This window comes from Mesorhizobium sp. M3A.F.Ca.ET.175.01.1.1, from assembly GCF_004791945.1.
GTDB lineage: Bacteria > Pseudomonadota > Alphaproteobacteria > Rhizobiales > Rhizobiaceae > Mesorhizobium.
The window spans coordinates 531,849-556,041 of the sequence record NZ_SRTP01000001.1; the positions used below are offsets into that span (position 1 = coordinate 531,849).

Sequence of the window (24,193 nt, forward strand, 5' to 3'; positions counted from 1 at the left end):
CAATGGAGATGATCTTTGTTGCTCCGCCCGCGCCAGGACGGCTGGAGGATCTGAAGCGACGCTTCTTTGTAACACCGCTTCAGGCCCTGTTGTCGCTGGTGTCCCTTGCCATCATGGCCTCTCTGGCCTGGAAGCTGCTCAATTGGGCAGTGTTCTCGGCGGTGTTCACGACGAGCGGCGGGCCCGAGGCCTGCCAGGCCGCGGCAGGAGCCTGCTGGTCGGTCATCGCGGCGAGGTGGCGCATCATCCTGTTCGGGCTCTACCCCTTCGAGGAGCAATGGCGCTCGGCGCTCGCCTGCGTGACGGTGGTGGTCATGACGGTGCTGAGCTGTATTCCCGCGTTCTGGACGGGCCGCCGCATCGCACTCGTATGGGGCGCCGGAACTGCCCTCTATTACGTGCTGATGAAAGGCGGCGTGCTTGGTCTCGCCTATGTCGGCGAGGAAGCCTGGGGCGGATTGGCGCTGACTCTTTTCATTTTCGTGACCACCTGCCTGATCGGCTTTCCGCTGGCGATCTGCCTGGCCTTGCTGCGCCGGTCCGAACTGCCGTGGATATCGCGGACCACCGGCGTCATCATCGATTCGGTCCGCTCGCTGCCGCTGATCTCGATTCTGTTCACATTCGCCATCGTTCTGCCGTTCGCGCTGCCGCAATGGCTCCAGGGCGACAAGCTGTACAGGGTGATCCTTGGTTCTGCCCTGTTCTTTTCTGCCTATCAGGCTGAGATCGTCAGGGGCGGAATGCAGGGTGTTCCGACGGGACAGGAAGAGGCCGCCATGGCTCTCGGCATGAGCTACTGGCAGCGCATCGGCCGCATCCTGCTGCCGCAGGCCATGCGCAACGCGTTGCCGGCGACGATCAACCAGTTCGTCATCTCGTTCAAGGAAACCTCGCTGGTGGTCATCGTCGGCTTCTTCGAGATCCTGGCCTCAGGCAACGCCGCCTACGGCACCGGCGAATGGCGCTTCGCCTATGTCGAGGTCTATGCCTTCATCGCCTTCATCTACTTCGTCTTCGTCTTCAGCCTGTCCCGCTACGGCGGCTTCCTGGAGCGCCGCATGTCGGTCGGCGAACGCTAAGGGAGGTGCACATGAATGCCACGCAATCGTCCGGACCCGCGGTCCGCATCGAGGGCCTGGACAAATATTACGGGTCGTTCCATGCGCTGCGGAAGATAGACCTTTGCGTGGAGCGGGGAGAAAGGATCGTCATCTGCGGTCCTTCCGGCTCCGGCAAGTCCACCATGATCCGCTGCATCAACCGGCTGGAACAGCACAATGGCGGCCGCATCACCGTGCTCGGCACCGAACTCAACGACGACGTCGGCAACATCGACGAGATCAGGCGCGAAGTCGGCATGGTGTTCCAGCACTTCAACCTGTTTCCGCATATGACGGTGCTGGAGAACTGCATGATCGCACCGATGATCGTGCGCAAGCGGCCGCGCGCGGAAGCCGAGGCGACCGCGCGGCGCTATCTGGAAAAGGTCCGCATTCCCGAGCAGGCGATGAAGTTTCCGGGACAGTTGTCCGGCGGCCAGCAGCAGCGGGTGGCGATTGCGCGTGCCCTTTGCATGCAGCCGCAGATCATGCTGTTCGACGAACCGACTTCGGCGCTCGATCCGGAAATGATCGCCGAAGTGCTCGACGTCATGGTGACGCTTGCCTCCGAGGGCATGACGATGATCTGCGTCACGCATGAAATGGGCTTCGCGCGCCGGGCTGCCGATCGGGTGATCTTCATGGACGGCGGCGAGATCGTCGAGGAGGCGCCGCCGGAGGAGTTCTTCGCCGCGTCCCGCAACGAGCGCACGCGACAGTTCCTCTCGCAGGTTCTGGGTCATTGAGCGGGGCGCCCCTACCCTCTATACGCGGCACGTCGGACAGTTCAGGGACTTCGATGACAGATCCCGTCGGTGCATTGCAGGCGATTCTGGGACCGAAAGGCTGGCTTTCGGGGAGCGACGCCGAGCCATATCAACGCGATTGGCTGAACCGCTATGGCGTCCCGCCCCTCGGCGTTGCCCGGCCCGCCAACACTGCGCAGGTCGCCGCGGTCGTCAAAGCTTGCCGGGAAGCAGGATTGGCCGTCGTGCCGCAAGGCGGGAACACGGGCCTGTGCGGCGGCGCCGTCGCCGATCAGCCGAACGCGGTGATCGTCTCGCTGTCCCGCATGACGGCGATCGGCCAACCGGACCCGGAAAGCGGCTCGGTCGCGGTCGAAGCCGGCGTCGTGCTTTCCTCCCTGCACGAGGCGCTGGAGCCGCACGGCCTGATGTTTCCGATGCATCTCGGCGCCGAAGGCAGCGCCAGGATCGGCGGCCTGATCGGCACCAATGCCGGCGGCAGCCAAGCGTTCCGCTACGGGATGATGCAAGATCTGGTGCTCGGCCTCGAAGTCGTGACGCCGGACGGCGCGGTGTGGGACGGCCTGCGCGCGGTGCAGAAGGACAATGCCGGCTATCAGTTGCGCAAGCTGTTCTGCGGCGCGGAAGGCACGCTGGGCATTGTGACGCGTGCGGTGTTGCGGCTTTATCCCACGCACCGGCAGCAGGCGAGCGCGCTGCTGGTCATGTCCGACTTTGCCGCCGCCGTCTCGTTCGGCACCTGCCTGCGCGGCGAGGCGCAAGAGTTTCTGGCCGGGCTCGAATTCTTTTCCGATGTCGGGCTGACGCTCGCGCTCAAGCACCTGCCGGACCTCGCCTACCAGCTCGAGTCGCGAGGCGACGTCTATCTGCTCGTCGAAATGGCATCGGGCTCGACGCGCGTTCCCCTCGACGACATCCTGGCTTCAGCGCTGGAATGGGGCGTGGAGCAAGGGCTGGTCGTCGACGGCGCGCTGGCGACCTCGGGCGCGCAGCGGGCGCAGTTCTGGCGCCTGCGCGAGGAACAGCCCGAAGGGCAGCGCCTGGAGGGCGAGCAGCTGAAGCACGACATCTCAGTGCCGCCCGGCGCCATCGCCCGTTTCATCGAAGCCGGCGCAACGATATGCAACGACATTCTTCCCGGCGTGCGGATCAATCCGTTCGGGCATCTCGGCGACGGCAACATTCACTACAACCTGTCGCCTCCGGAGCGTCGCTCCGATTTCGAGGGCAAGGCCGGAGCGTTCGCCGAAGGGCTGGCATCGCTCGCCACGGCAATGGGCGGCAGCTTCGCGGCAGAGCATGGGCTTGGACGCGCCAAGATCGCTATGGCCGACCGCAACCGGGGTTCGGTGGAGCGGGAACTCATGGCGCGGCTGAAGAATGCGTTCGATCCGCAAGGCGCGATGAATCCCGGTGTCCTGGTGCGAAATCCATAGGAAAGAAAAACTTTCGAATGGACCGCATTTCTTGATTTCGCCCCTATCCGACAGAGTGCAGGTATAGTCCGACAGGCAGGTTCGGTCCGCCTGCCGCCAGCTTGAGAGGATGTCGAAGCATGGTCCGCAATGGCGGTCACCTTCTCGTCGAGTGCCTGATCGCCTTGGGCGCGACCAAGAGCTTCGGCGTTCCCGGCGAAAGCTATCTCGCCGTACTCGACGCGCTGCACGACACCCATGGAAAGCTGGACTACGTGCTCTGCCGCAACGAAGGCGGCGCAGCGTTCATGGCTTCGGCCTATGGCAAGCTGACCGGCTCGCCTGGCATCTGCTTCGTCACCCGCGGTCCGGGCGTGACCAATGCTAGCATCGGCGTGCACACGGCCATGCAGGACAGTTCGCCGATGATCCTGTTCGTCGGCCAGGTCGGCACCGACATGAAAGGCCGTGAAGCCTTTCAGGAGATCGACTACCGCGCAGTGTACGGAACCGTCGCCAAATGGGCGGTCGAGATCGATGACGTCGCGCGCCTTCCCGAGATCGTGGCGCGGGCCTGGACCACCGCCTTGACGGGACGGCCCGGACCCGTCGTGGTCGCGCTGCCGGAAGACATGCTTACAACGATGACCGACGCCGCGCCGCTCAGCGGTCCGGCGTCAATTTTCGAAGCCGCTCCGGCACCGGATGCGATTGCCGCGGCGCTCCAGGTGCTGGCAGCGGCCGAGAAGCCGGTGCTGCTGATGGGAGGCGCCAACTGGACGGCGGCTGGGCGCGCGGCGCTCCAGAGCTTCGCCGAGTCCTCCGATATTCCCGTTGTCGCCGCCTTCCGCTACCAGGACCAGTTCGACAACAACTCGCCGGTCTTCGTCGGCGAGGCCGGCGTCGGCATGGCGCCGCATGTAAGAAACCTAGTCCGCGAGGCCGATGTGATCCTGGCCGTCAATGTCCGTTTCGGCGAGATGACGACGGACGGCTACACGCTGCTGGAAGTGCCCGTGCCGCGTCAGAAGCTGATCCATGTCCACGGCTCGGACCGCGAGATCGGCAAGATCTATGTGCCCGCAATCGGTATCCATGCCGGGCCGAACGCCTTCGCCAATGCGCTGTCCCCGGTCAAGGGCACCTGGGCCGACTGGCGCGCGCGGGCACGCAAGGCCTATGAAGGCACGTTCGCCGCGCCAGTCCAACCTGGTCCGGTCGACATGGTCGCGGTCAGCGCCTGGCTGCGCGAGACCTTGCCGGCCGACGTCATCCTCACCAACGGCGCCGGCAACTTCACCGTCTGGCCGAACAAGTTCTTCAAGTTCGGGCCGCAGGCGCGGCTGCTTGCACCGCAGTCCGGCGCGATGGGCTACGGCCTGCCGGCGGCGATCGCCGCCAAGGTGGCCCATCCTGAGCGCACGGTCGTCTGCTTCGCCGGCGACGGCGATTTCCAGATGAATTGCCAGGAACTCGGCACCGCCATGCAGGCTGGCTCGCAGCCGATCGTGCTGATCATCAACAACGGTATCTACGGCACGATCCGGGCGCATCAGGAGCGCAACTATCCCGCCCGCGTCTGCGGAACCTCGCTCGAAAATCCGGATTTCGTGACGCTGGCCAAAGCTTACGGCTTCCACGCCGAGCGCGTCGAGGCGACGCAAGATTTCGCCGCGGCGTTCGAGCGGGCGCTCAAGTCCGAAAGAGGCGCGGTGCTCGACATCGCCATCTCGCCCGAAGCGCTCACGCCCCGGCAGACCCTCTCCCAGATGCGCGACGCCGCGCTCGCTTCCCAGAAGGCCAAGGCATGACCTCCACAACTGACGACATCCGTCTCGGCGCGGACATCGGCGGCACCTTTACCGACATCGCCCTCGATGTCAGGGGCACACTGTTCTCGACCAAAGTGCTGACCAACTATTCGGCGCCGGAGCAGGCGATCCTCGATGGTATCGCCATCGTCACTCGCGATGCCGGCATCTCGGCAGCCGAGATCGGCATTATCATCCACGGCACGACGCTCGCCACCAATGCGCTGATCGAGCGGCGCGGCGCCAAGACCGCGCTGGTCACGACGGAAGGCTTCCGCGACGTGATCGAGATGCGAACGGAAAACCGCTTCGAACAGTATGATCTCAACCTGCAACTGCCGACGCCGCAGATCCCGCGCGAGGACCGCTTCACTGTCAAGGGCCGGATCGGCGCCGAGGGCCAGGAGTTGCAGCCCCTCGATGAAGCAGCCCTGGAGCATATCGCCGAGCGCATAGCGGCCGGCGGTTTCGGCTCGGTGGCGATCGGCTTCATCCACGCCTATGCAAACCCTGCTCACGAGAGCCGGGCTCGCGAGATCCTCGCTAAGAAGCTCAGCATCCCGATCTCGATCAGCTCGGAAGTCTCGCCGCAGATGCGCGAGTTCGAGCGCTTCAACACAGTCTGCGCCAACGCCTATGTGCGGCCGCAGATGGCCGACTACCTCGCCCGCCTGCAGACACGACTGAAGGACATGGGCGCCGAATGCCCGGTCTTCATGATCCATTCCGGCGGCGGCCTGATCTCGGTGGAGACTGCTTCGGAATTCCCGGTGCGGCTGGTCGAATCCGGCCCGGCGGGCGGGGCGATCTTCGCCGCAGACATCGCCAGGCGCTTTGGTCTTGAGAAGGTCGTGTCCTACGACATGGGCGGAACCACTGCCAAGATCTGCCTGATCGAGGACTATGCGCCGCGCACGGCGAGGACATTCGAAGTGGCGCGCACCTACCGCTTCTCGAAAGGCTCGGGCATGCCGATCTCCATTCCGGTGATCGAGATGATCGAGATCGGCGCCGGCGGCGGTTCCATTGCCTGGGTCGACGCCATGGGCCGCATCCAGACCGGGCCAGAGAGCGCCGGCTCGGAACCAGGACCGGCCTGCTACGGCCGCGGCGGCAAGCGCCCGGCGATCACCGACGCCGACCTGGTGCTCGGCAAGCTCGATCCCGACAATTTCGCCGGCGGCGCGATCAAGCTCGATGCGGCGGCATCCGAGCAGGCGATCATGCGCGATGTCGGCGAGCGCCTGTCGCTCAACGCGATGTCGACCGCCTTCGGCATCTGCGAGGTGGTGGACGAGAACATGGCCAACGCCGCCCGCGTCCACGCGGTCGAAAACGGCAAGAACATTTCCGACAATCTGATGATCGCCTTTGGCGGCGCGGCGCCGCTGCACGCGGCAAGGCTGTGCGAAAAGCTCGGCATCGATCAGTGCATCGTGCCGAGAGGCGCCGGTGTCGGATCGGCGATCGGCTTCCTCAAGGCACCGTTCGGCTACGAGGCGCTGGCGTCGAAGCTGACGCGCCTGTCACGGTTCAAACCGGCCGAGGTCAATGCCCTGCTCGCCGACCTCAAAGCCTCGGCTGAGGGTTTCGTGCGGACAGGCGCCAGCGGTAGGATCATCTGCGAGATTACCGCGTTCATGCGCTACGCCGGCCAGGGCTGGGAAATTCCCGTGCCGCTGGCGGACGAGCCGTTCGGCGACGATGCCGCGGCAAAGCTCAAGGAACTGTTCGAGACCAGCTACCAGCGCTTCTTCGGCCGCGCCATCGAAGGGCTCGACGGGCTGGAGATCGAAATCGTCACCTGGTCGGTCAAGGCGACGGACGTTCGGCCCGCCGTTGCGAGGCACGAACTCACGACCGGCAACAAGGCCAGCCAGCCGACAACGATGCGCGCGGTCTTCGATCCGGCAACCGGGTCGCCGCAGAACTATGGAATCATCGAACGTGAGATGCTCTGCGCCGGCGATCGCGTCGCGGGCCCGGCGGTCATCGTCGAGCGTGAGACATCGACCGTCGTCACAACCAGCTTCGACGCCGTCATCCAGAGCGACGGCGCAATCCTTCTGATCCGCAAAGGCAGCCAGGCATGAGCGATATTGGCGAAATCCGCATGCAGGTCATGTGGAACCGGTTGATCTCGGTGGTCGAGGAGCAGGCGCTCACTCTGCTGCGCACCGCCTTCTCGACCTCGGTGCGCGAATCCGGGGACCTGTCTGCCGGCGTGTTCGACCCGCGCGGCCAGATGCTGGCGCAGGCGGTTACCGGCACGCCCGGTCACGTCAACACCATGGCCGAAGCCGTGCTGCATTTCATGAACGAGATCCCGCGCGAAAACATGTTCGAGGGCGACACCTACGTCACCAACGACCCCTGGCTGGGCACGGGCCATCTCCACGATATCACCATGGTGTCGCCGTCGTTCCTGAACGGCGAGCTCGTCGCCTTCTTCGCCTGCACGGCGCATGTCGTCGATGTCGGCGGACGCGGCTTCGGCGCCGACGGCAAGTCGGTCTATGAGGAAGGCATCCAGATCCCGATCATGAAGTTCGCGGAAAAGGGCAAGGTCAATCTCGACCTTGTCCGGATCCTGCGCGCCAATGTCCGCGAGCCGAACCAGGTCGTCGGCGACTTCTATTCGCTTGCCGCCTGCAACGAAGTCGGCCATCGCCGGCTCGTCGACATGATGAAGGAGATCGGCCTGACCTCGCTCGACGGGCTCGGCGATTTCATCTTCTCGCGCACGCGCGACGCCATGCTCGAACGCATTAAGGCGCTGCCCAAGGGAAGCTGGTCGAACGAGCTGGTGACCGACGGCTATGACGAGCCGGTCAAGCTCGCAGCCACGGTCTCGGTCCGTGACGACCATGTCGAGGTCGACTTCACCGGCACCGATCCGATGAGCCGCTGGGGCATCAACTGCCCGATCATCTACAGCAAGGCCTATGCATGTTATGCGCTGAAATGCATGGTGGCGCCCGACATTCCCAACAATGCCGCCTCGCTTGCCTTCTTCACCGTATCGTCGCCGGTCAACATCCTGAACGCCGTGCGGCCGGCGCCGGTGGCGCTCAGGCATATCTTCGGCCACATGGTGCCCGATCTGGTCCTGGGCGCTTTCTCCAAGGCGCTGCCGGGAAAAATCCTCGCCGAAGGTGCGGGCGCGCTTTGGAACATCCATATCTCGGCACGTCCGGTTGCCGGGGGATCCGGCCGGCGCGCCGAAGTGCTGATGTTCAACTCCGGCGGCATGGGCGCCCGTCCAGAGCTCGATGGGCTGTCGGCGACGGCTTTCCCTTCCGGGGTCCATACGATGCCGATCGAGGCGACGGAACATACCGGCCCGATCGTGATCTGGCGCAAGGAGCTGCGTCCGAACTCGGGCGGCGATGGTGAATTCCGCGGCGGCCTTGGGCAGGTCATCGAGATCGCCGCGACCGACGGCCATGAATTCGACTTCTCGGCCATGTTCGACCGCGTCAATCATCCGGCCCACGGGCGCAATGGCGGCAAGCCTGGTGTCGCGGGCGTGGTCAAGCTCGATGACGGGACAAAGATGCGGCCGAAGGGCTGGCAGCACGTGCCGGCCGGGCGCAGGCTGATCCTCGAACTCCCGGGCGGTGGCGGCTATGGCGATCCAGCCAGGCGCAGCGCCACCTCGCGAGCCAATGACCGGTCCAAGGGTTACATCACGGAGAAAGACTGATGAGCTATGTTGCCTCGCGGCTGTCGGTGGTGAAGCCATCGGCTTCGATGGCGGCCTCGCAGGCCGCTAAGGCGCTGCGCGCCAAGGGGGTGGACGTGATCGACCTCGGGCTGGGCGAGCCCGATTTCCCGACGCCTCTCCACATCATCGACGCCGCGCATTTCGCTGCGAAGGCCGGGCAGACGCTCTACACGGCCGCCGCGGGCACGGCCGAGGTGCGCGAGGCGATCGCCGGCAAGTTCCGGCGCGAGAATGGTCTGGACTACAAGGCCGACGACATCGTGGTGGCCAACGGCGCCAAGCAGATCATCTTCAATGCGCTGATGGCGACGCTGGAAACCGGCGACGAGGCAATCCTGCCGGCGCCTTACTTCGTCTCCTATCCCGAGATGGTGAAGCTGCTCGGAGGCAGACCGGCGGTCGTCGAGTGTCCGGAGACAACGGGCTTCCGGCTGACGCCGGCCCTGCTGGAGCAGGCGATCACGCCAAGGACGAAGTGGCTTTTCCTCAACATGCCTGGCAACCCGTCCGGCGCGGTCTATTCGCAACCCGAACTCGAAGCGCTGGGAACAGTGCTGGCGAAACACCCGCATGTTCTCGTCCTCGCCGACGAGATCTACGAGCACATCCTCTTCGACGGGCGCGAGTTCGTTTCCTTCGGGAAGGCTTGCCCCGAGCTCAAGGAGCGCACACTGATCGTCAACGGCGTGTCGAAGTCTTACGCGATGACCGGCTGGCGCGTCGGCTACGCGGCTGGCCCGGCGCCGCTCGTCAAGGCGATGTCGACGGTCCAAAGCCAGTCCTGCACTTCCGTTTGCTCGATCGCGCAGGCGGCGACGGTCGCGGCGCTCGACGGGCCGCAGGACGAGGTGGCTCGCTTCCGGCAGGCCTTCGAGGCGCGCCGCGACCTCGTCGTGGACGGTATCAGGAAGATTAACGGACTGACGCTGTCACCGCCGGAAGGCGCCTTCTACGCCTATATCGGCTGCGCCAGCCTGATCGGCCGCAAGACGCCCAAGGGCGCGGTGCTGGAAGACGATGCGGCTGTGGCAAATTATCTTCTGAACGAAGGGCGAGTGGCGTCGGTGCCCGGCGTCGCCTACGGATTGTCGCCGTATTTTCGTATTTCGACAGCGACCAGCGAAGAAGTGTTGACTGAGGCGATCTCGCGGATCAAAGCCGCCGTCGCGCTAGTGGAGTAAATGATGCCGCATTACGAACGTATCCTGATCACCGGCGCCGCCGGACGGCTCGGCTCTCAGTTGAGGAAGGGGCTGGTGCCGCTGGCAAAGACCATCCGCCTGGCCGGGCGCGAACCATTCGGTGATCTCGCGCCCCACGAGGAGGAAGCGGTCTTCGATCTCGCCGACATGGATGCGACGATCGCGGCGACCAAGGATTGCGACGCCATCGTGCATTTCGGCGGCGCGCCGCTCGAATGCGAGTGGCAGACCATCCTCGATTCCAGCATCCGCGGCTCCTACCACATCTACGAAGGCGCGCGGAAACACGGCGTCAAGCGCGTCATCTATGCATCCTCGGTGCATGCCATCGGCTATCACGAGATCGAGACCCATATCGGCGTCGATGCGCCGGTGCGCCCCGACAGCCTCTATGGCGTGTCGAAGAATTTCGTCGAAAGCCTCAGCCGGCTCTACTGGGACAAGTTCGGCATCGAGACGGTGTGCCTGCGCATCTTCTCCTCCTTCCCCGAACCCGCCGACCGCCGCATGTTGTGGTCCTACCTCTCCTTCGCCGACTGCGTGCGCCTGGTCGAGGCATCGCTGACGGCGCCACGCGTCGGCCACACGATCTCCTTCGGCATTTCCAACAACAAGTTGAAGATGGTCGACAACAGCGGCGCAGACCACCTCGGTTTCGTCCCGCAGGACAGTTCGGAGCCGTACCGCGCCGCCGTCGAAGCCAAGACGCCGATCCCCGATCCGACCAAGCCGTCCGTGAAATACCTTGGTGGATGGTTCTGCGAACTCGGGCATCCCGACGATAAAGGCGAATGACCACCACAGCGGGTCATCGCCCAATCGATGATGCAAGCGGCTCCGGAGGCGCCAGAAACACTTGGCATCCAGAAGCCGAGCTCAATCCCAGTCACAAGGCTGGCACCAGCCTCCAGTGGTAAATGGCCTGCGTCATCCACTGGAGCAAAGCCATGACCTCTCCCATTGGCAACCAGCACAACACGGGCATGGTGCATCGCACGAGCAGACCTGAAGCGCCGTCCGAAGCAGAATTTCCCGGCAAGAGCGCCGAAAGCGTCGGTCATCTCGCCAAAGCCTCTGTCTTGGAGGCCGGCGACAGCGAGCCCGGTGCGCAAGGACGAGCAGCATCACGGATCGCGAGAATGGACGTTACCGTGCTTGCACCCACCGATTCAGGCGACGAGCAGGTGTCGGATACAGCTGGCGACGGCGACGGCGCAGTTGACCCGGATGCCGGAGAGAACATTCTGGAATGACCCGCCGCGCTTAAAGCGTGGTGCGGACGGAATACCGCTACGCATTTTCCTGGAATTGCTCCTTAGCCGCGGAGCCTGGTTTTTCGCTCACGCTGACCGAGATGTCGGGCAGCCGAGCGAGCTGGCGCGGCCTGCGGAGGGCGCCGCTGACCCGAGAACGCTTGAACCGAGTGATAGCGCCGCACGAGCGTCGCCCTTGGTTGATTTCTCGGACAAACTATGCTGCTTGTCGCGACCATGAAAAAGCTCTGCCTGATGGTTCTGGCGCCGCTGGCACTGGCCTGGCCGGCCAAGGCGATGGACAACGCGTTGCGCGCCGGCTTGCTGAAACTCGATCCGGAGACGCGTCTCGAGCAGCGTTGCGATGCCGAAGTGCTCGACCGGATCAGCCACGACGACCACCAATACAAGGCCGACCGCGTGGTGGCTTATGCCTTCGCCACGCCGCAAATGAGCCCCGATGCGATAAAAAGCCCGGGCGCTGCCTTTCGCAGCAAGGGGCAATGGTACCGTTTGAAGTTCAAGTGCCAGACCGCGCCCGACCACATGCAGGTGCTGCAGCTCCGCTACAAGATCGGCGACGAGATCCCGGAAACCGACTGGGCGAAATACAATCTCTACGATTGACAATGCGGCGCGGGCGGCACCTTAACGACTGCGGCGGCATTTGAATTCCAGTGGAACAAGACAAGCGGCAAGCGCTTGTTCCTGCTGGTTCTCTTGACGTACGAAAACCATACACGTAGAGCAATTCAGGAAAATTACGCAGCGGTTTTCCGCCCCGGAATTGCGTGAAAACAAAGACTTAGAGCGGGTCTGCGTTCTATCGAATGCTGAACTGCTGTGACGTCGGACATTCGCCGATCACGCTCGGCGAACAGCAAAGGGCAATCCAGCCGATGGACATGTTTTTGAGCGCCGCAAGCCTGACCGCCCTGCTTCAGGTCATTGCCATCGATCTCGTGCTTGCCGGCGACAATGCAATCGTCATCGGATTGGCGGCCGCCGGGCTGCCTGCCGTACAGCGCAAGAAGGCAATCCTCATCGGCGTGGTGGCAGCGACCATCCTGCGCATCGCGTTCGCGGCCGTCACCGTCAAGCTGCTCGCTATTGTCGGCCTGCTGCTGGCCGGCGGCATCCTGCTGCTTTGGGTTTGCTGGAAGATGTATCGCGAGCTTCGCACCTCCCATGCCGACGAAGAAGAGGCGACGGAGGCGCTCTCCAATTCGGATTTCAGCGGTGACAAGGCTGTGGCCGGAAAGGCGCCGCGCAAGACGCTCGGCCAGGCGGCATTGCAGATCGTCGTCGCCGACGTGTCGATGTCGCTGGACAATGTGCTCGCGGTCGCGGGTGCGGCACGCGACCATTTTCCGGTGCTGGTCATCGGTCTGGTTCTGTCGATCGCCTTGATGGGCCTGGCCGCCAGCTTCATCGCCAGGCTGCTGCACCGGTACCGCTGGATCGCCTATATCGGCCTGCTGATCATCCTCTATGTTGCGCTCGACATGGTCTACAGGGGTGCGATGGAAGTCTGGCCCCACGTCAACAACGCGGTGAGCTGACGCCGCCGGACCTCGATGTGCCGGCTCTTGCACTGCGTTTTGCCGCAGCAAAGGCCGGACCATACCAATGCCGCAATTAGTGTGGTATGGCGCCGCCGATCCCGAAAAGCCTGGAATAGATTATGTCTGCCCCTCGCGTCAGTTTCGTCAGCCTTGGATGCCCGAAGGCCCTCGTCGATTCCGAGCGCATCATCACGCGCCTGCGCGCCGAAGGCTACGAAATCGCGCGCAAGCATGATGGCGCCGACCTCGTCGTCGTCAACACCTGCGGTTTCCTCGATTCCGCGCGCGACGAGTCGCTCAACGCCATCGGTTCCGCGCTGTCGGAAAACGGCCGCGTCATCGTGACCGGTTGTCTCGGCGCCGAGCCGGAGGTGATCCGCGAGAGACATCCCAATGTACTGGCGATCACGGGTCCCCAGGCCTATGAGAGCGTGATGGCGGCCGTGCACGAGGCGGCTCCGCCCAGCCACGACCCTTATGTTGATCTGCTGCCCCCACAGGGCGTGAAGCTCACGCCGCGGCACTACGCGTATCTGAAGATCTCGGAAGGCTGCAACAACCGCTGCACCTTCTGCATCATCCCGGCGCTGCGCGGCGATCTCGTCTCGCGACCGGCCGCCGACGTGCTGCGCGAAGCGGAGAAGCTCGCCAAGGCCGGGGTCAAGGAAATCCTCGTCATCTCGCAGGACACCAGCGCCTACGGCATCGACATCAAGTATCAGACGAGCCTGTTCGGCGAGCGAGAGGTTCGGGCGAAATTCCTCGATCTCGCCGAAGAACTCGGCAAGCTCGGCATCTGGATACGCATGCACTATGTGTATCCCTACCCGCATGTCGCAGACGTCATTCCGCTGATGGCGGAAGGCAAGATACTTCCCTATCTCGACATCCCCTTCCAGCACGCCTCGCCGCAGGTGCTTAAGAACATGCGCCGTCCTGCCCATGGCGAAAAGACGCTGGAGCGCATCCGCGGCTGGCGCGAGATCTGCCCCGACCTTGCTATCCGCTCCACCTTCATCGTCGGTTTCCCCGGCGAGACCGAGGACGACTTCCAGATGCTGCTCGACTGGCTGGACGAAGCGAAGATCGATCGCGCCGGCTGCTTCAAATACGAGCCGGTCAAGGGCGCGCGCTCCAACGACCTCGGCCTCGAGCAGGTGCCGCAGGAGATCAAGGAGGCGCGCTGGCACCGGTTCATGCAGCGCCAGCAGAAGATCTCGGCAACGCAGCTCGCCAAGAAGGTCGGCAAGCGCCTGCCGGTGCTGATCGATGAGGCGCATGGCACATCGGCCAAGGGCCGCACCAAATATGATGCGCCCGAGATCGACGGCTCCGTGCACATCCAGTCGCGGCGGCCGTTGCGCGCCGGCGACATCGTCACGGTGAAAGTGGACCGCGCCGACGCCTACGATCTCTACGGCTCGGCGGTTTGAGGCCCAAGATCCTGCCAATGAAAAAGGGCGCCGCGTGGGCGCCCTTTCGTTTTGAGGACGCTACTGCTTACTGCGGCAGCTTGTCGTCGATGCCCTTGACGTAGAAGTTCATGCCGAGCAGCGTGCCGTCGTCGGCGACCTCGCCGTCTTTCAGCCAGGGCGAGCCGTCCTGCTTGGACACCGGACCGGTGAAGGGATTCCAGCCGCCGGCGATCTTCTTCTCGGTCGCCTCGGCCATCGCCTTGACGTCATCCGGCATGTTGGTGAAGGGGGCGAGCTTCACGGCCCCGTCCTTGATGCCCAGCCAGACATTATCCGGCTTCCAGGTGCCGTCGAGCGCTGCCTGCACACGGCTGATATAATACGGCCCCCACTCGTCGGTGAGCGAGGTCAGCTGCGCGTTCGGCGCAAACTTGATCATGTCGGACGACTGGCCGAAGCCATGCAGCTTGCGCTCTTCCGCGACCTGCAGGGCGGCGGTCGAGTCGGTGTGCTGGACGATGATGTCGGCGCCCTGGTCGAACAGGGCCTTGGCGGCGTCGGCTTCCTTACCCGGATCGAACCAGGAGTTGACCCACACGATCTTGACCTTGAAGTCGGGATTGATCGACTGCGCCCCGAGGATGAAGGAGTTGATGCCCATCACCACCTCCGGGATCGGAAAGGATACGATGTAGCCGGCGAGGCCTTTCTTCGATTGCTTGGCCGCGATCTGGCCGAGAACATAGCGGCCTTCATAGAAGCGGGCATTGTAGATGCCGAGATTCTTGCCGGTCTTGTAGCCGGTGGCATGCTCGAACATCACCTTGGGGAACTTCTTCGCGACCTTCACCTCGGCGTCCATGAAGCCGAACGACGTACCAAAGATGATCTTGCACTTCTCGCGCGCTAGGCGCTCGAAGGCGCGGTCGGCGTCGGGGCCTTCCGAGACGTTTTCAAGGTAAGCGGTTTCGACCTTGTCGCCGAGCGCCTTCTCGACCTCGAGGCGGCCCTGGTCGTGCTGGTAGGAATAGCCGAAGTCGCCGATCGGACCCGTATAGACCCAGCAGGCTTTAAGCTTGTCGGCCGCCTGGGCGGTCGCCGCCAGCGACAGCGCCGCCGCCGTGGTCATCAACGCAATAAGCAGTTTTTTCATAGTGTTACCTCTCTGAGTTATGCCTTGGAGCTTCCCGTCTTTTTTTGTTGTCAACGATCCGGAACGAATGGCTGCCCCAAGGAAGCCGGCGTGTTCATCATCGTCAGACGCTTGTTGCGCGAGATTAGAACGAGAACCACGATGGTTGCCAGATAGGGGAGCGAAGAAAGGAACTGCGAGGGCACCGGAATGCCGAAAGCCTGTGCATGAAGCTGGCCGATCCAGACCGCGCCGAAGATGTAGGCGCCGGCCAGCACCCGCCACGGACGCCAGGAGGCGAACACCACCAGTGCCAGCGCGATCCAGCCGCGGCCGGCACTCATGTTCTCCACCCATTGCGGCGTATAGACCAGCGACAGGTGTCCGCCGGCAAGTCCGGCGCAGGCGCCGCCGAAGATCACCGCCAGATAGCGGTAGCGGATGACCTTGATGCCGAGCGCATGCGCCGAAGAGTGGCTGTCGCCGATGGAGCGCAGCGTGAGGCCGGTGCGCGTCCTGAACAGGAACCACATCACCGCGGCCGTGAGCGCGATCGAGATGTAGAACAGCGGATCCTGGCCGAAGATCAGCCTGCCGATCACAGGGATCGAACTCAGCACGGGGATGTCGAGGTTCGGCAGCCTGACGCCCGGCTGGCCGACGAAACTGGTGCCGATCATGCCGGAAAGACCGAGGCCGAGCAGTGTCAGGGACAGGCCGGTTGCCACCTGGTTGGTCGCCAGCGACAGAGTCATGACGGCGAAGAGCAGCGAAAACAGCGCGCCGACAATGATCGCGGCAAGCAAGCCGATCCAGGGCGATCCGGTGAGATAGCCGGCGCCGAAGCCACCGACGGCGCCCATGATCATCATGCCTTCGACGCCGAGATTGAGCACGCCGGAGCGCTCCACCACGAGTTCGCCGATCGCCGCGATCAGGAGCGGCGTCGCCGCGGTCGCGATGGTCAAAAGGATGTTGATGGTGATGTCCATCAGCGTGCCTCCTCCAGCTTGGGCGCGGCCTCGAGTTTCGGCGCCGCGAAGCCGATCACACGAATGCGGTAGTGAATGAGGGTGTCGCAGCCGAGCACGAAAAACAAAAGCATGCCCTGGAAGACGCGCGCCACCTTGTCGGAGATGCCGAGCGCACTCTGCACCGCCTCGCCCCCGAGATAGGTCAGCGCCAGCACGAGGCCCGCGGCGACGATGCCCAGCGGATTGAGCCTGCCGAGAAAGGCGACGATGATGGCGGTGAAGCCATAGCCGGGCGAGATCACCGGCTGCAGCTGGCCGATGGCGCCGGAGACTTCCGAGATGCCGGCAAGACCGGCCAATGCGCCGGACAGCAGGAAGGTGAAGAAAACCATCTTGTTGAAGCCGAAACCGGCGAAGCGCCCAGCTCTCGGGCTCGAGCCGAGCACGCGCACCTCGAAACCCTTCAGCATGCGGCTCATCATCAGCCAGATCGCCACAGCGGCGACCAGCGCGAAGACGAAACCCCAATTGGCGCGGCCGGCGTCCGGCATCAACTCGGGCAGGATGGCCGAGTCGCCGAACTGGATGGTCTGTGGAAAGCCGTGACCCTCGGGGTCGCGCCAGGGCCCGCGCACAAGCCAGTCGAGGAAGAGTTGCGCCACATAGACCAGCATCAGGCTGGTCAGGATCTCGTTGGTGCTGAAGCGGGTTTTCAGCAGCGCCGGGATGGCGGCATAGAGGGCGCCGCCGAGCATGCCGAGCAGCAGCATCAGCGGCAGCACCAGCGGCCCTTCGAATTCCGGAAACAGCACCGGAACGATCGAGCCAAAGATGCCGCCCAGGATAAACTGGCCCTCGGCGCCGATATTCCAGATGTTGGCCCTGTAGCAGACCGACAGGCCGACCGCGATCAGGATGAGCGGCGCTGCCTTGATCGCCAGTTCGTGCAATTGCCAGATCTCGCTGACCGGCTGGATGAAATAGATATTGAAGGCGTCGAGCGGATTGACCCCGAGCAACGCGAACATGATGGCGCCGGCAAGCATCGTCAGCGCGAAGGCGATGAAGGGCGACAGCACCGAAAACAGCGCCGAGCGCTGCGGGCGTTTGACCAGTTCGAGGCGCATCATGCCGTCTCCATGGTGTGTTGAGCGTGGCCGGGCTCGGCGCCGCCCATCAACAGGCCGATCTTTTCGAAGGTCGCCTCGGCGATGGGCAGCGGCGCGGACAATTCGCCGTTGTGCATCACCGCAATCGCGTCCGACAGTTCGAACAGCTCGTCGAGGTCCTGGCTAATGACAAGGACCGCCGAGCCGCTCCGAGCCAGCTCGATCAGCGCCTGGCGGATATGGGCAGCGGCGCCCGCGTCGACGCCCCAGGTCGGCTGATTGACGACCATGACGCTCGGCTTGCGATCGAGCTCGCGGCCGACAATGAATTTCTGCAGATTGCCGCCTGATAGCGCCGCCGCTTCCGGGTCGGGCGCACTCTTGCGCACATCCATCGCGGTGATGATGCGCTGGGCGGCACTGTAGACGGAAGCATTCTTGACCATGCCGCCGGAGCCGACGAACGCCTTGCCGTCGGTGGCATGGCGCGAGAGCAGCAGGTTCTCCGAAAGCTTCATGCGCGGCGCCGCGCCGTGGCCAAGGCGCTCTTCCGGCACGAAGGCAGCACCCATCAGCCGCCTGCCGGTGATCGAAAGCGCTCCGGCATTCTTGCCGCGGATGCGCACGGAGGCGGCATCCTGCTGCAGCACTTCGCCGGAGACGGATTCGAAGAATTCGCCTTGGCCGTTGCCGGCCACACCGGCGATTCCGATCACTTCGCCGGCGCGTACGGTGAGATCGATGTTCTTGAGCGGTACGGCGAACGGTGTTGCCGGCTTGCGGGTAAGAGCGCGGATCTCCAGAAGCGCCGGCGCGGTCGCCATGCCTTCGGCGGGCGCGCGCACCACCGCCTTGACCTCGTTGCCGACCATCATGCGGGCGAGCGAGGCGGCCGTCTCCTGGCGCGGATTGCAATGTCCCACGACCTTGCCGTGGCGCAGCACCGTGGCGCGGTCGCAGATGCGTTTGACCTCTTCCAGCCGGTGCGAGATGTAGAGGATGGACTTGCCTTCCGCCCGCAGCCTTTCGAGTGTCTCGAACAGCTTGTCGGCTTCCTGCGGCGTCAGCACCGAGGTCGGCTCGTCGAGGATGATGAGCTGCGGCGTCTGCAGCAGGCAGCGGATAATCTCGATGCGCTGGCGCTCGCCGACGGAGAGATCGCCGACCAGCGATTCCGGATCGAGCGGCAGGCCATAACTGTAGGAGAGCGCCCTCGCCTTCGCGGCAATCGCGCCGATCGGCGACCCGTCATTCAGCGACAGGGCAATATTCTCGGCCACCGTCAGCGCCTCGAACAGCGAGAAATGCTGGAACACCATGCCGATGCCGAGCTTCTTCGCCACGCCGGGGCTGGTGATCCTGACGGCCTGCCCTTCCCAGAAGATCTCACCCGAATTGGGCTCGAGCGATCCGAACAGCATTTTGACCAGCGTCGACTTGCCGGCGCCGTTCTCGCCAAGCAGCGCGTGGATCTCGCCCTTCGAAATGTTGAGGTCGACATGATTGCACGCCGTCAGCGTGCCGAAAATCTTCGTAAGGCCACGAACCTCGAGCAGGTTCGCCCTGTCATGATCTGCACTCACAGTGCCTCCCATCCAGCTTCCCGGATATGTTCTGTGTTCCCGCTGGTATCGTATGCGCGGCCGGCTTGGGTCGGAAAGCGGCACCCGACTTGAAAGAGCTTCAAGAATTCCAGCGGAAACTCAAGAGGTAAGATAGACCTATTGGCAGCGTGGAAGGAACTGGCAAGCTTTTCGGGCAACGCATGCCTTCAGCTTCGGCAACGGACCTGAAACCGAGCAAAATGCGATCATGGAACCAGGATGGTCGCTCCGGTCGTCCTGCGGCTCTCCAGATCCGATTGCGCCTGGCCGGCGTCTTTCAGCGCATAGCGCTGGTTGATCTTGATCTCGACGGCCCCGCTTAGGACCACATCGAACAGCGCTTGCGCCGAGGCGACCAGATCCTCGCGCCTGGCGTTGTAGACGAAGAGCGTCGGCCGGGTCACGTAAAGCGAGCCCTTCTGCGCCAGAAGCGACACCGGGAAAGGCGGGATCGGTCCTGAGGACTGACCGAAGCTGACGAACATGCCGAGTGGCCTCAGACAATCGAGCGAAGCGGGAAAAGTATCGTTTCCGACGGAATCATAGACCACATCGCATTTCTTGCCGTCGGTAATGGCGGCGACGCCGGCGACGAAGTCCTGCTCCTTGTAGTTGATGACGTGGTCGAAACCATGCGCCTTTGCGAGCTCGATCTTGTCGGCAGAACTCGCCGTGCCGATCACGGTCGCGCCGATGTGCTTCGCCCACTGGCCGAGGATGAGGCCGACACCGCCGGCCGCGGCATGATAGAGAAGTGTGTCGCCTGCCTTCACCTTGTAAGTGCGGCGCAGCAGATACTCTGCCGTCATGCCTTTCAGCATCATGGCCGCGGCCTGCTCGTCGCTGATGCCGTCCGGCACCTTGACCACACGGTCGGCGGCAATCACTCGTTGTTCGGAATAGGCGCCGACGGTGACCGCATAGGCGATGCGGTCGCCGGGGCTCAGCCAGTCTATGCCGGCCCCGACAGCGAGAACCACCCCGGCCGCTTCGCCGCCCGGGATCAGCGGGAACCCGCCAGGCGGAGGGTAAAGGCCCGACCGGTGATAGACGTCGATGAAGTTGAGCCCGATGGCCGTGTGCCTGATCAGGATCTGCCCTGCACCCGGCTGGCCGGGATCGGCATCCTCATAAGTCAGAACTTCGGGGCCGCCATGGGCATGAATGCGGATCGCCTTGGACATCGCTCAACTCTTTCGGGAACCAATCTAGGGTCAGGATTTCTTGGCGCCAAGACCGGGGAACAACTGCATGAGGCCACCGATGCAGGCGAGATAAAGACCGGTCACCGTGATGCCGATCTTGGTGAAGTCGCTGACTTGCTCGCCCAGGACTCCGATCTTGTCGTAGAAGGCCGCAAGCGCGGCTTGCGCCAGGGCGAGCGCGCCGAAGGCACACCACAGTAGCGTCATGCCGAGATTGAGCGGCCTTAGCCGCACCACCCGCACGGGATGGATGAAGTTGATCGGCAGGAAGGTAAGGATCCCGGCGACCACGACCACGGCGAACGAGACCCACTGACCCGGCTCGATGACAAAGAGCGTGAACACCACCATGTTCCAGACGACGGGGAAACCCTTGAAGAAGTTCTCCTTCGTCTTCATGCCGGTGTCGGCGTAGTAGATCGCGCTGGAGACCACGATGATGGCCGCCGAAAGGAACGACAGGTTCTCGCCCATGAACCCGCGCTGATAGAGCGCGAAGGCCGGGATGAGCACGTAGGTCACGTAGTCGATGATGTTGTCGAGCAGTTCGCCCGACCAGGTCGGCAGGATCTCCTTGACTTCGAGCTTCCTGGCGATCGGGCCATCGATCCCGTCGACGAACAAGGCGAGGCCCAGCCACCAGAACATCGCTGTCCAGCGCTCCTCGCTGGCCGCGACCAGCGACAGGAAGGCCAGGAACGAGCCGGACGCGGTGAGCAGATGCACGGAAAATGCGCGAGCCTGCGGCCACGTCACCTTCTTCTTGGGCCGCGGGATCCGATCCGCGATCTTCTTGGCCGCTTTTCTGGCCGCTGTGTTCTTGCTCACGGTCCCTGCCAGTCCAGCTTGCAGATTTCGGCCGAGCGACCGGCGAAATTCCAGTTGCGCCCGAAAGCGCGCATCTTGCTCTTCTCGGATTTCGCCACGATGATTTCCGGCGCGATCCAGTATTCGGAATTCGTGATCACCGTGTCCTTCTCGCGGTTCTTGCCGGGAACCGGCGTCACGGCGCCGTCGATGATCTTGGGGATCTGAAAGACGCGTGTCTTGTCCCGCGTCTCGTAGGTGATCGGCACCTGCTCGACGCCGAGGAACTTTCCGACGAGGATCGAAAGCAGCGAAGTGGTCCCCCCTGCCTTGCCGGTGAAAATCCTGGTCAGCGCCTTGACCGCATAGACCGATGCGCGCTGATCGATGAACAGGCCGGCGGTCCAGTTGCCACGACTCATATAGCCCGGAATTTCCATGATCAGGCCGAGGTTGAGACCGGAGAGGTCGACCTCGCCGAAATGGCCGGCATCGATGCGGAAACCTGCCCAAGTCTGGCAATAGCCCTCGCTCGGCGGGTGGCTGCCGAGGGACAGCACGCAGGGGCAAAAAACCGTGCAATTGCAGGAGAGTACCAGTTCCCCCTTCATTGCCCAGCTTTGATCCGTCATCGAGTTCTCCCCTCAGGCGGAGACTACTAGCAGGGCGGTTGCCCAGACAAGCAATATCGCACCGGCGATCCGGCTTGGCACGCTGCCCGAGGTCTGTTTTTCGATCAGGCTGAACAGGCCGATCAGCGCCATCCACAAAATGTTCGTCGCGCCGACGGCGAGCATCACCAGCATCAGCGCCCAGCAGCAGCCCAGGCACCAGATGCCCTGCTCCAGCCCAAGGCGGGAGATGCGCGCCGGCTTCGCGCTCCAGTTGGCAAACAAGGTCGAGAACGGATTCCGACATTTCCTGAGGCAGGTCTGCTTCAGCCCACTGAACTGGTAGAGGCCGGCGATCAGCAGAGCGGCGGCCCCGGCACGTCCGCCAATGGGATCGAGCATCTGGCCCGATGAAGCCAAGGCGCTCGCCGCAAGCGTCAGTCCCGCGAACGCGACCGATGCGACGACCCAGGTGGTGAGATAGCCGGCAACCAGGACCAGCGGGTGGACGACGGGCTCGTTCTTGATCGTCGCCGTATCGGCAATCTCGCAATAGGTGCGGATCATCGGCGCCGCCGAAGGCAGCATTGCCGCCACGGCCATCAGAAACCACATCAGGACGAGCGCGAGGACCTGCACGGCTGCCGAGCCTGCGAGCGGTGCCGGTGCAAGGCAAAGCGCGAAGAAGCGGTCGAGGAATTGCGGCAGCGGCATTCGCGGCAGGCCCTGCAGCAGAGCGTCGCCGGGAGCGCCCGCGCCGACGCGGCTTTCAGCGCCACGGACAGCCATGGCCGTGAGGATAGTCCAGGCGAGTACGAGGCCGGCGCCGAGCGCGATGGTCACAGCAAGGCGGGAACTGCGCGCCAGGCTTGCCGCCGCGCGGCCGGCGCGGTCGAGGCGGCTGAAATCCTGCTCCTGGCCGGTCATGGCACTCGAATGGGCCGAATCGCCGCGTTGATCAAGCCTGCCGATCTGACCTATATCCGCAGTTAGGCCCGACGGGTCGCCCTCACTTGTGGAGCCTGGCGTGGAGCAGAACGACAAAGCCCGCATATTGGTTGCCGGCAGCGGTCCGGCCGGCTTGATCGCAGCGCTCGGCTTCGCCGAGGCAGGCTTCGCCGTGACGCTTGCAGGTCCCGAGGCCGCCGGCAGCGATGGCCGCACCACCGCCCTGATGAACCCTGCCTTGAAAGTCCTGGAGCGGCTGGGCGTGCTTGCCGCGCTCAGGCCGCAAGCAGCGCCGTTGAAGGTGATGCGAATTGTCGATGCGACCCGGCGGCTGATCCGCAGCCCGACAGTCACCTTTCGCGCCAGCGAGATCGGCGAAGAGCAGTTCGGCCTCAACTTGCCGAACAAGGTCCTGATCCCGGTGCTTGCCAAGACGGCTGCCACTCATCCCGGCATCGAGTGGCGAACGTCGATGGTCGAGACATGGCGGCTCGATGCCGATCTCGCTCATGCCAGCCTGGCCGATGGCAGCGAGGTCTCAGCATCGCTGGCAGTCGCGGCCGACGGGCGCCTGTCGCCGGCGCGGGAAGCCGCGGGCATTCGCGCCATCGCGCGGCCTTATCCCCAGTCCGCGCTCGTCCTCAATTTCAGCCATCGCAGCGAGCACGGCTTCGTCTCGACCGAATTCCACACCGAGACCGGGCCTTTCACGCAGGTGCCGCTGCCGGGCAAGCGCTCCAGCCTTGTCTGGGTGGTCAAGCCGGAGACGGCGAAAGAACTCGCGGCACTCGACGATGCCGCGCTTTCTGCTCGGGTCGAGGAGCAGATGCAGTCGATGCTCGGCCGGGTGTCGGTCGAGGCCGGCCGACAGATCTATCCGCTATCGGCGGCCTCGCCGGGCCGCTTCGCGCAAAACCGCGTGGCCCTCGTTGGGGAAGCGGCCCATGTCTTTCCACCGATCGGCGCGCAAGGCCTGAACCTGGGCATCAGGGATATCGACGATCTGATTGGAATCGCTAGCGAAAACCGCAAAGATCCCGGGTCAAGGATGAGCCTCGCTGCCTATGACACAAGGCGCCGGCCCGACATATGGGCACGCAGCGGCGCGGTGAACCTGCTCAACTTGTCGCTGCTGTCGGACATGCTGCCGGCGCAACTGGCGCGCAGCGCCGGGCTCAATGCGCTGGGCAGCTTCGCGCCGTTGCGCGCCTTCTTCATGCGCGAAGGCCTGCGGCCCGGCAGCGGCTTTCGCGCGCTCGCCGGCGGCCTGCGCAAAGAGGCGGGCCGGTAAGACCGGTCAGAAAACCAGGTAAAACTGCCCGGTCGGGCCCCGCCGCGCCCCAGGCGCCATATGGCTGGGCGATGACGAAGACGTCGATGGCGGTCGGCGGTGGCGCCGGCAGCGCGGCTTAACCCTTGCGCCGGCAGTGGTTCAGGCAAAAGGTTTAGGCCTTAAGGCCATTGAAGTGCCGCAGCGTCTACGCCAAATAGGCACCAAGCCGAAAGTCGGGGTCGATTTTTGACCGCGCAACGTGTAAATTCAAG

The 24,193-nt window shown here is 63.9% G+C and carries 21 protein-coding genes; 13 read left to right on the top strand and 8 right to left on the bottom strand.

Annotation, left to right across the window (positions count from 1 at the left end):
- Positions 1 to 2: 2 nt before the first annotated feature.
- The 12 genes from EN818_RS02690 to rimO all read left to right on the top strand — a co-directional run bounded on the left by EN818_RS02690 (position 3) and on the right by rimO (position 14,276).
- A complete protein-coding gene (locus EN818_RS02690; RefSeq protein ID WP_095807379.1) occupies positions 3 to 1,082 on the top strand; it encodes an amino acid ABC transporter permease in 1,080 nt (359 codons plus the stop codon).
- Between the two features lie 11 nt (positions 1,083 to 1,093).
- Positions 1,094 to 1,849, top strand: coding sequence for an amino acid ABC transporter ATP-binding protein (locus tag EN818_RS02695; RefSeq protein WP_095807378.1), 756 nt, complete (start codon positions 1,094 to 1,096; stop codon positions 1,847 to 1,849).
- Between the two features lie 53 nt (positions 1,850 to 1,902).
- Complete coding sequence (locus EN818_RS02700; protein ID WP_095807377.1) at positions 1,903 to 3,306, top strand: FAD-binding oxidoreductase; 1,404 nt, start codon at positions 1,903 to 1,905, stop codon at positions 3,304 to 3,306.
- A 119-nt stretch (positions 3,307 to 3,425) separates the two neighbouring features.
- Positions 3,426 to 5,096 carry a thiamine pyrophosphate-binding protein gene (locus EN818_RS02705; protein ID WP_095807376.1) on the top strand — a complete coding sequence of 557 codons (1,671 nt, stop codon included), beginning with the start codon at positions 3,426 to 3,428 and terminating at the stop codon, positions 5,094 to 5,096.
- The gene (locus EN818_RS02710) at positions 5,093 to 7,189 is read left to right on the top strand and encodes a hydantoinase/oxoprolinase family protein (protein WP_135903943.1); all 2,097 of its coding nucleotides are present in this window, start codon (positions 5,093 to 5,095) and stop codon (positions 7,187 to 7,189) included. Before EN818_RS02705 ends, EN818_RS02710 begins: the two co-directional genes overlap by 4 nt.
- Complete coding sequence (locus EN818_RS02715; protein ID WP_095807374.1) at positions 7,186 to 8,802, top strand: hydantoinase B/oxoprolinase family protein; 1,617 nt, start codon at positions 7,186 to 7,188, stop codon at positions 8,800 to 8,802. The genes EN818_RS02710 and EN818_RS02715 overlap by 4 nt, the downstream gene beginning before the upstream one ends.
- The gene (locus EN818_RS02720) at positions 8,802 to 10,004 is read left to right on the top strand and encodes a pyridoxal phosphate-dependent aminotransferase (RefSeq protein ID WP_095807373.1); all 1,203 of its coding nucleotides are present in this window, start codon (positions 8,802 to 8,804) and stop codon (positions 10,002 to 10,004) included. Before EN818_RS02715 ends, EN818_RS02720 begins: the two co-directional genes overlap by 1 nt.
- Positions 10,005 to 10,007: 3 nt before the next feature.
- Entirely contained in the window at positions 10,008 to 10,820 is an 813-nt protein-coding gene (locus tag EN818_RS02725) for an NAD(P)-dependent oxidoreductase (protein WP_095807501.1), read from the top strand.
- Positions 10,821 to 10,942: 122 nt separating this feature from the next.
- Positions 10,943 to 11,278 (top strand): hypothetical protein, encoded by a 336-nt coding sequence (locus tag EN818_RS02730; protein WP_095807372.1) that lies wholly within the window; start codon positions 10,943 to 10,945, stop codon positions 11,276 to 11,278.
- A gap of 219 nt (positions 11,279 to 11,497) precedes the next feature.
- Entirely contained in the window at positions 11,498 to 11,905 is a 408-nt protein-coding gene (locus EN818_RS02735) for a DUF930 domain-containing protein (protein WP_165349833.1), read from the top strand.
- A gap of 272 nt (positions 11,906 to 12,177) precedes the next feature.
- Positions 12,178 to 12,840, top strand: a complete 663-nt coding sequence (locus tag EN818_RS02740; protein WP_095807499.1) for a TerC family protein — start codon at positions 12,178 to 12,180, stop codon at positions 12,838 to 12,840.
- A 122-nt stretch (positions 12,841 to 12,962) separates the two neighbouring features.
- Entirely contained in the window at positions 12,963 to 14,276 is a 1,314-nt protein-coding gene (gene rimO, locus EN818_RS02745; protein WP_129552766.1) for a 30S ribosomal protein S12 methylthiotransferase RimO, read from the top strand.
- Between the two features lie 67 nt (positions 14,277 to 14,343).
- Here the strand turns inward: rimO and EN818_RS02750 are convergent, their stop codons facing one another.
- The 8 genes from EN818_RS02750 to EN818_RS02785 form a co-directional block, all read right to left on the bottom strand.
- Entirely contained in the window at positions 14,344 to 15,411 is a 1,068-nt protein-coding gene (locus tag EN818_RS02750) for a BMP family ABC transporter substrate-binding protein (protein WP_095807370.1), read from the bottom strand.
- Between the two features lie 50 nt (positions 15,412 to 15,461).
- The gene (locus EN818_RS02755; protein WP_095807369.1) at positions 15,462 to 16,382 is read right to left on the bottom strand and encodes an ABC transporter permease; all 921 of its coding nucleotides are present in this window, start codon (positions 16,380 to 16,382) and stop codon (positions 15,462 to 15,464) included.
- Positions 16,382 to 17,494 carry an ABC transporter permease gene (locus tag EN818_RS02760; RefSeq protein WP_095807368.1) on the bottom strand — a complete coding sequence of 371 codons (1,113 nt, stop codon included), beginning with the start codon at positions 17,492 to 17,494 and terminating at the stop codon, positions 16,382 to 16,384. Before EN818_RS02760 ends, EN818_RS02755 begins: the two co-directional genes overlap by 1 nt.
- A complete protein-coding gene (locus tag EN818_RS02765) occupies positions 17,491 to 19,068 on the bottom strand; it encodes an ABC transporter ATP-binding protein (RefSeq protein ID WP_165349834.1) in 1,578 nt (525 codons plus the stop codon). The genes EN818_RS02760 and EN818_RS02765 overlap by 4 nt, the downstream gene beginning before the upstream one ends.
- 215 nt (positions 19,069 to 19,283) lie before the next feature.
- Positions 19,284 to 20,261: a quinone oxidoreductase gene (locus EN818_RS02770; RefSeq protein ID WP_095807366.1), complete on the bottom strand. Its 978-nt coding sequence runs from the start codon at positions 20,259 to 20,261 to the stop codon at positions 19,284 to 19,286.
- A 30-nt stretch (positions 20,262 to 20,291) separates the two neighbouring features.
- A complete protein-coding gene (pcsA, locus tag EN818_RS02775) occupies positions 20,292 to 21,110 on the bottom strand; it encodes a phosphatidylcholine synthase (protein WP_165349835.1) in 819 nt (272 codons plus the stop codon).
- Positions 21,107 to 21,721: a DUF1326 domain-containing protein gene (locus EN818_RS02780; RefSeq protein WP_095807365.1), complete on the bottom strand. Its 615-nt coding sequence runs from the start codon at positions 21,719 to 21,721 to the stop codon at positions 21,107 to 21,109. The genes pcsA and EN818_RS02780 overlap by 4 nt, the downstream gene beginning before the upstream one ends.
- A 12-nt stretch (positions 21,722 to 21,733) precedes the next feature.
- On the bottom strand, positions 21,734 to 22,627 hold the full coding sequence (locus EN818_RS02785) for a DUF2182 domain-containing protein (RefSeq protein WP_135903948.1): 894 nt from the start codon (positions 22,625 to 22,627) through the stop codon (positions 21,734 to 21,736).
- Positions 22,628 to 22,727: 100 nt separating this feature from the next.
- Between EN818_RS02785 and EN818_RS02790 the strand changes: the two genes are divergently transcribed.
- Positions 22,728 to 23,939 carry a UbiH/UbiF family hydroxylase gene (locus EN818_RS02790; RefSeq protein WP_095807363.1) on the top strand — a complete coding sequence of 404 codons (1,212 nt, stop codon included), beginning with the start codon at positions 22,728 to 22,730 and terminating at the stop codon, positions 23,937 to 23,939.
- Positions 23,940 to 24,193 lie beyond the last annotated feature (254 nt).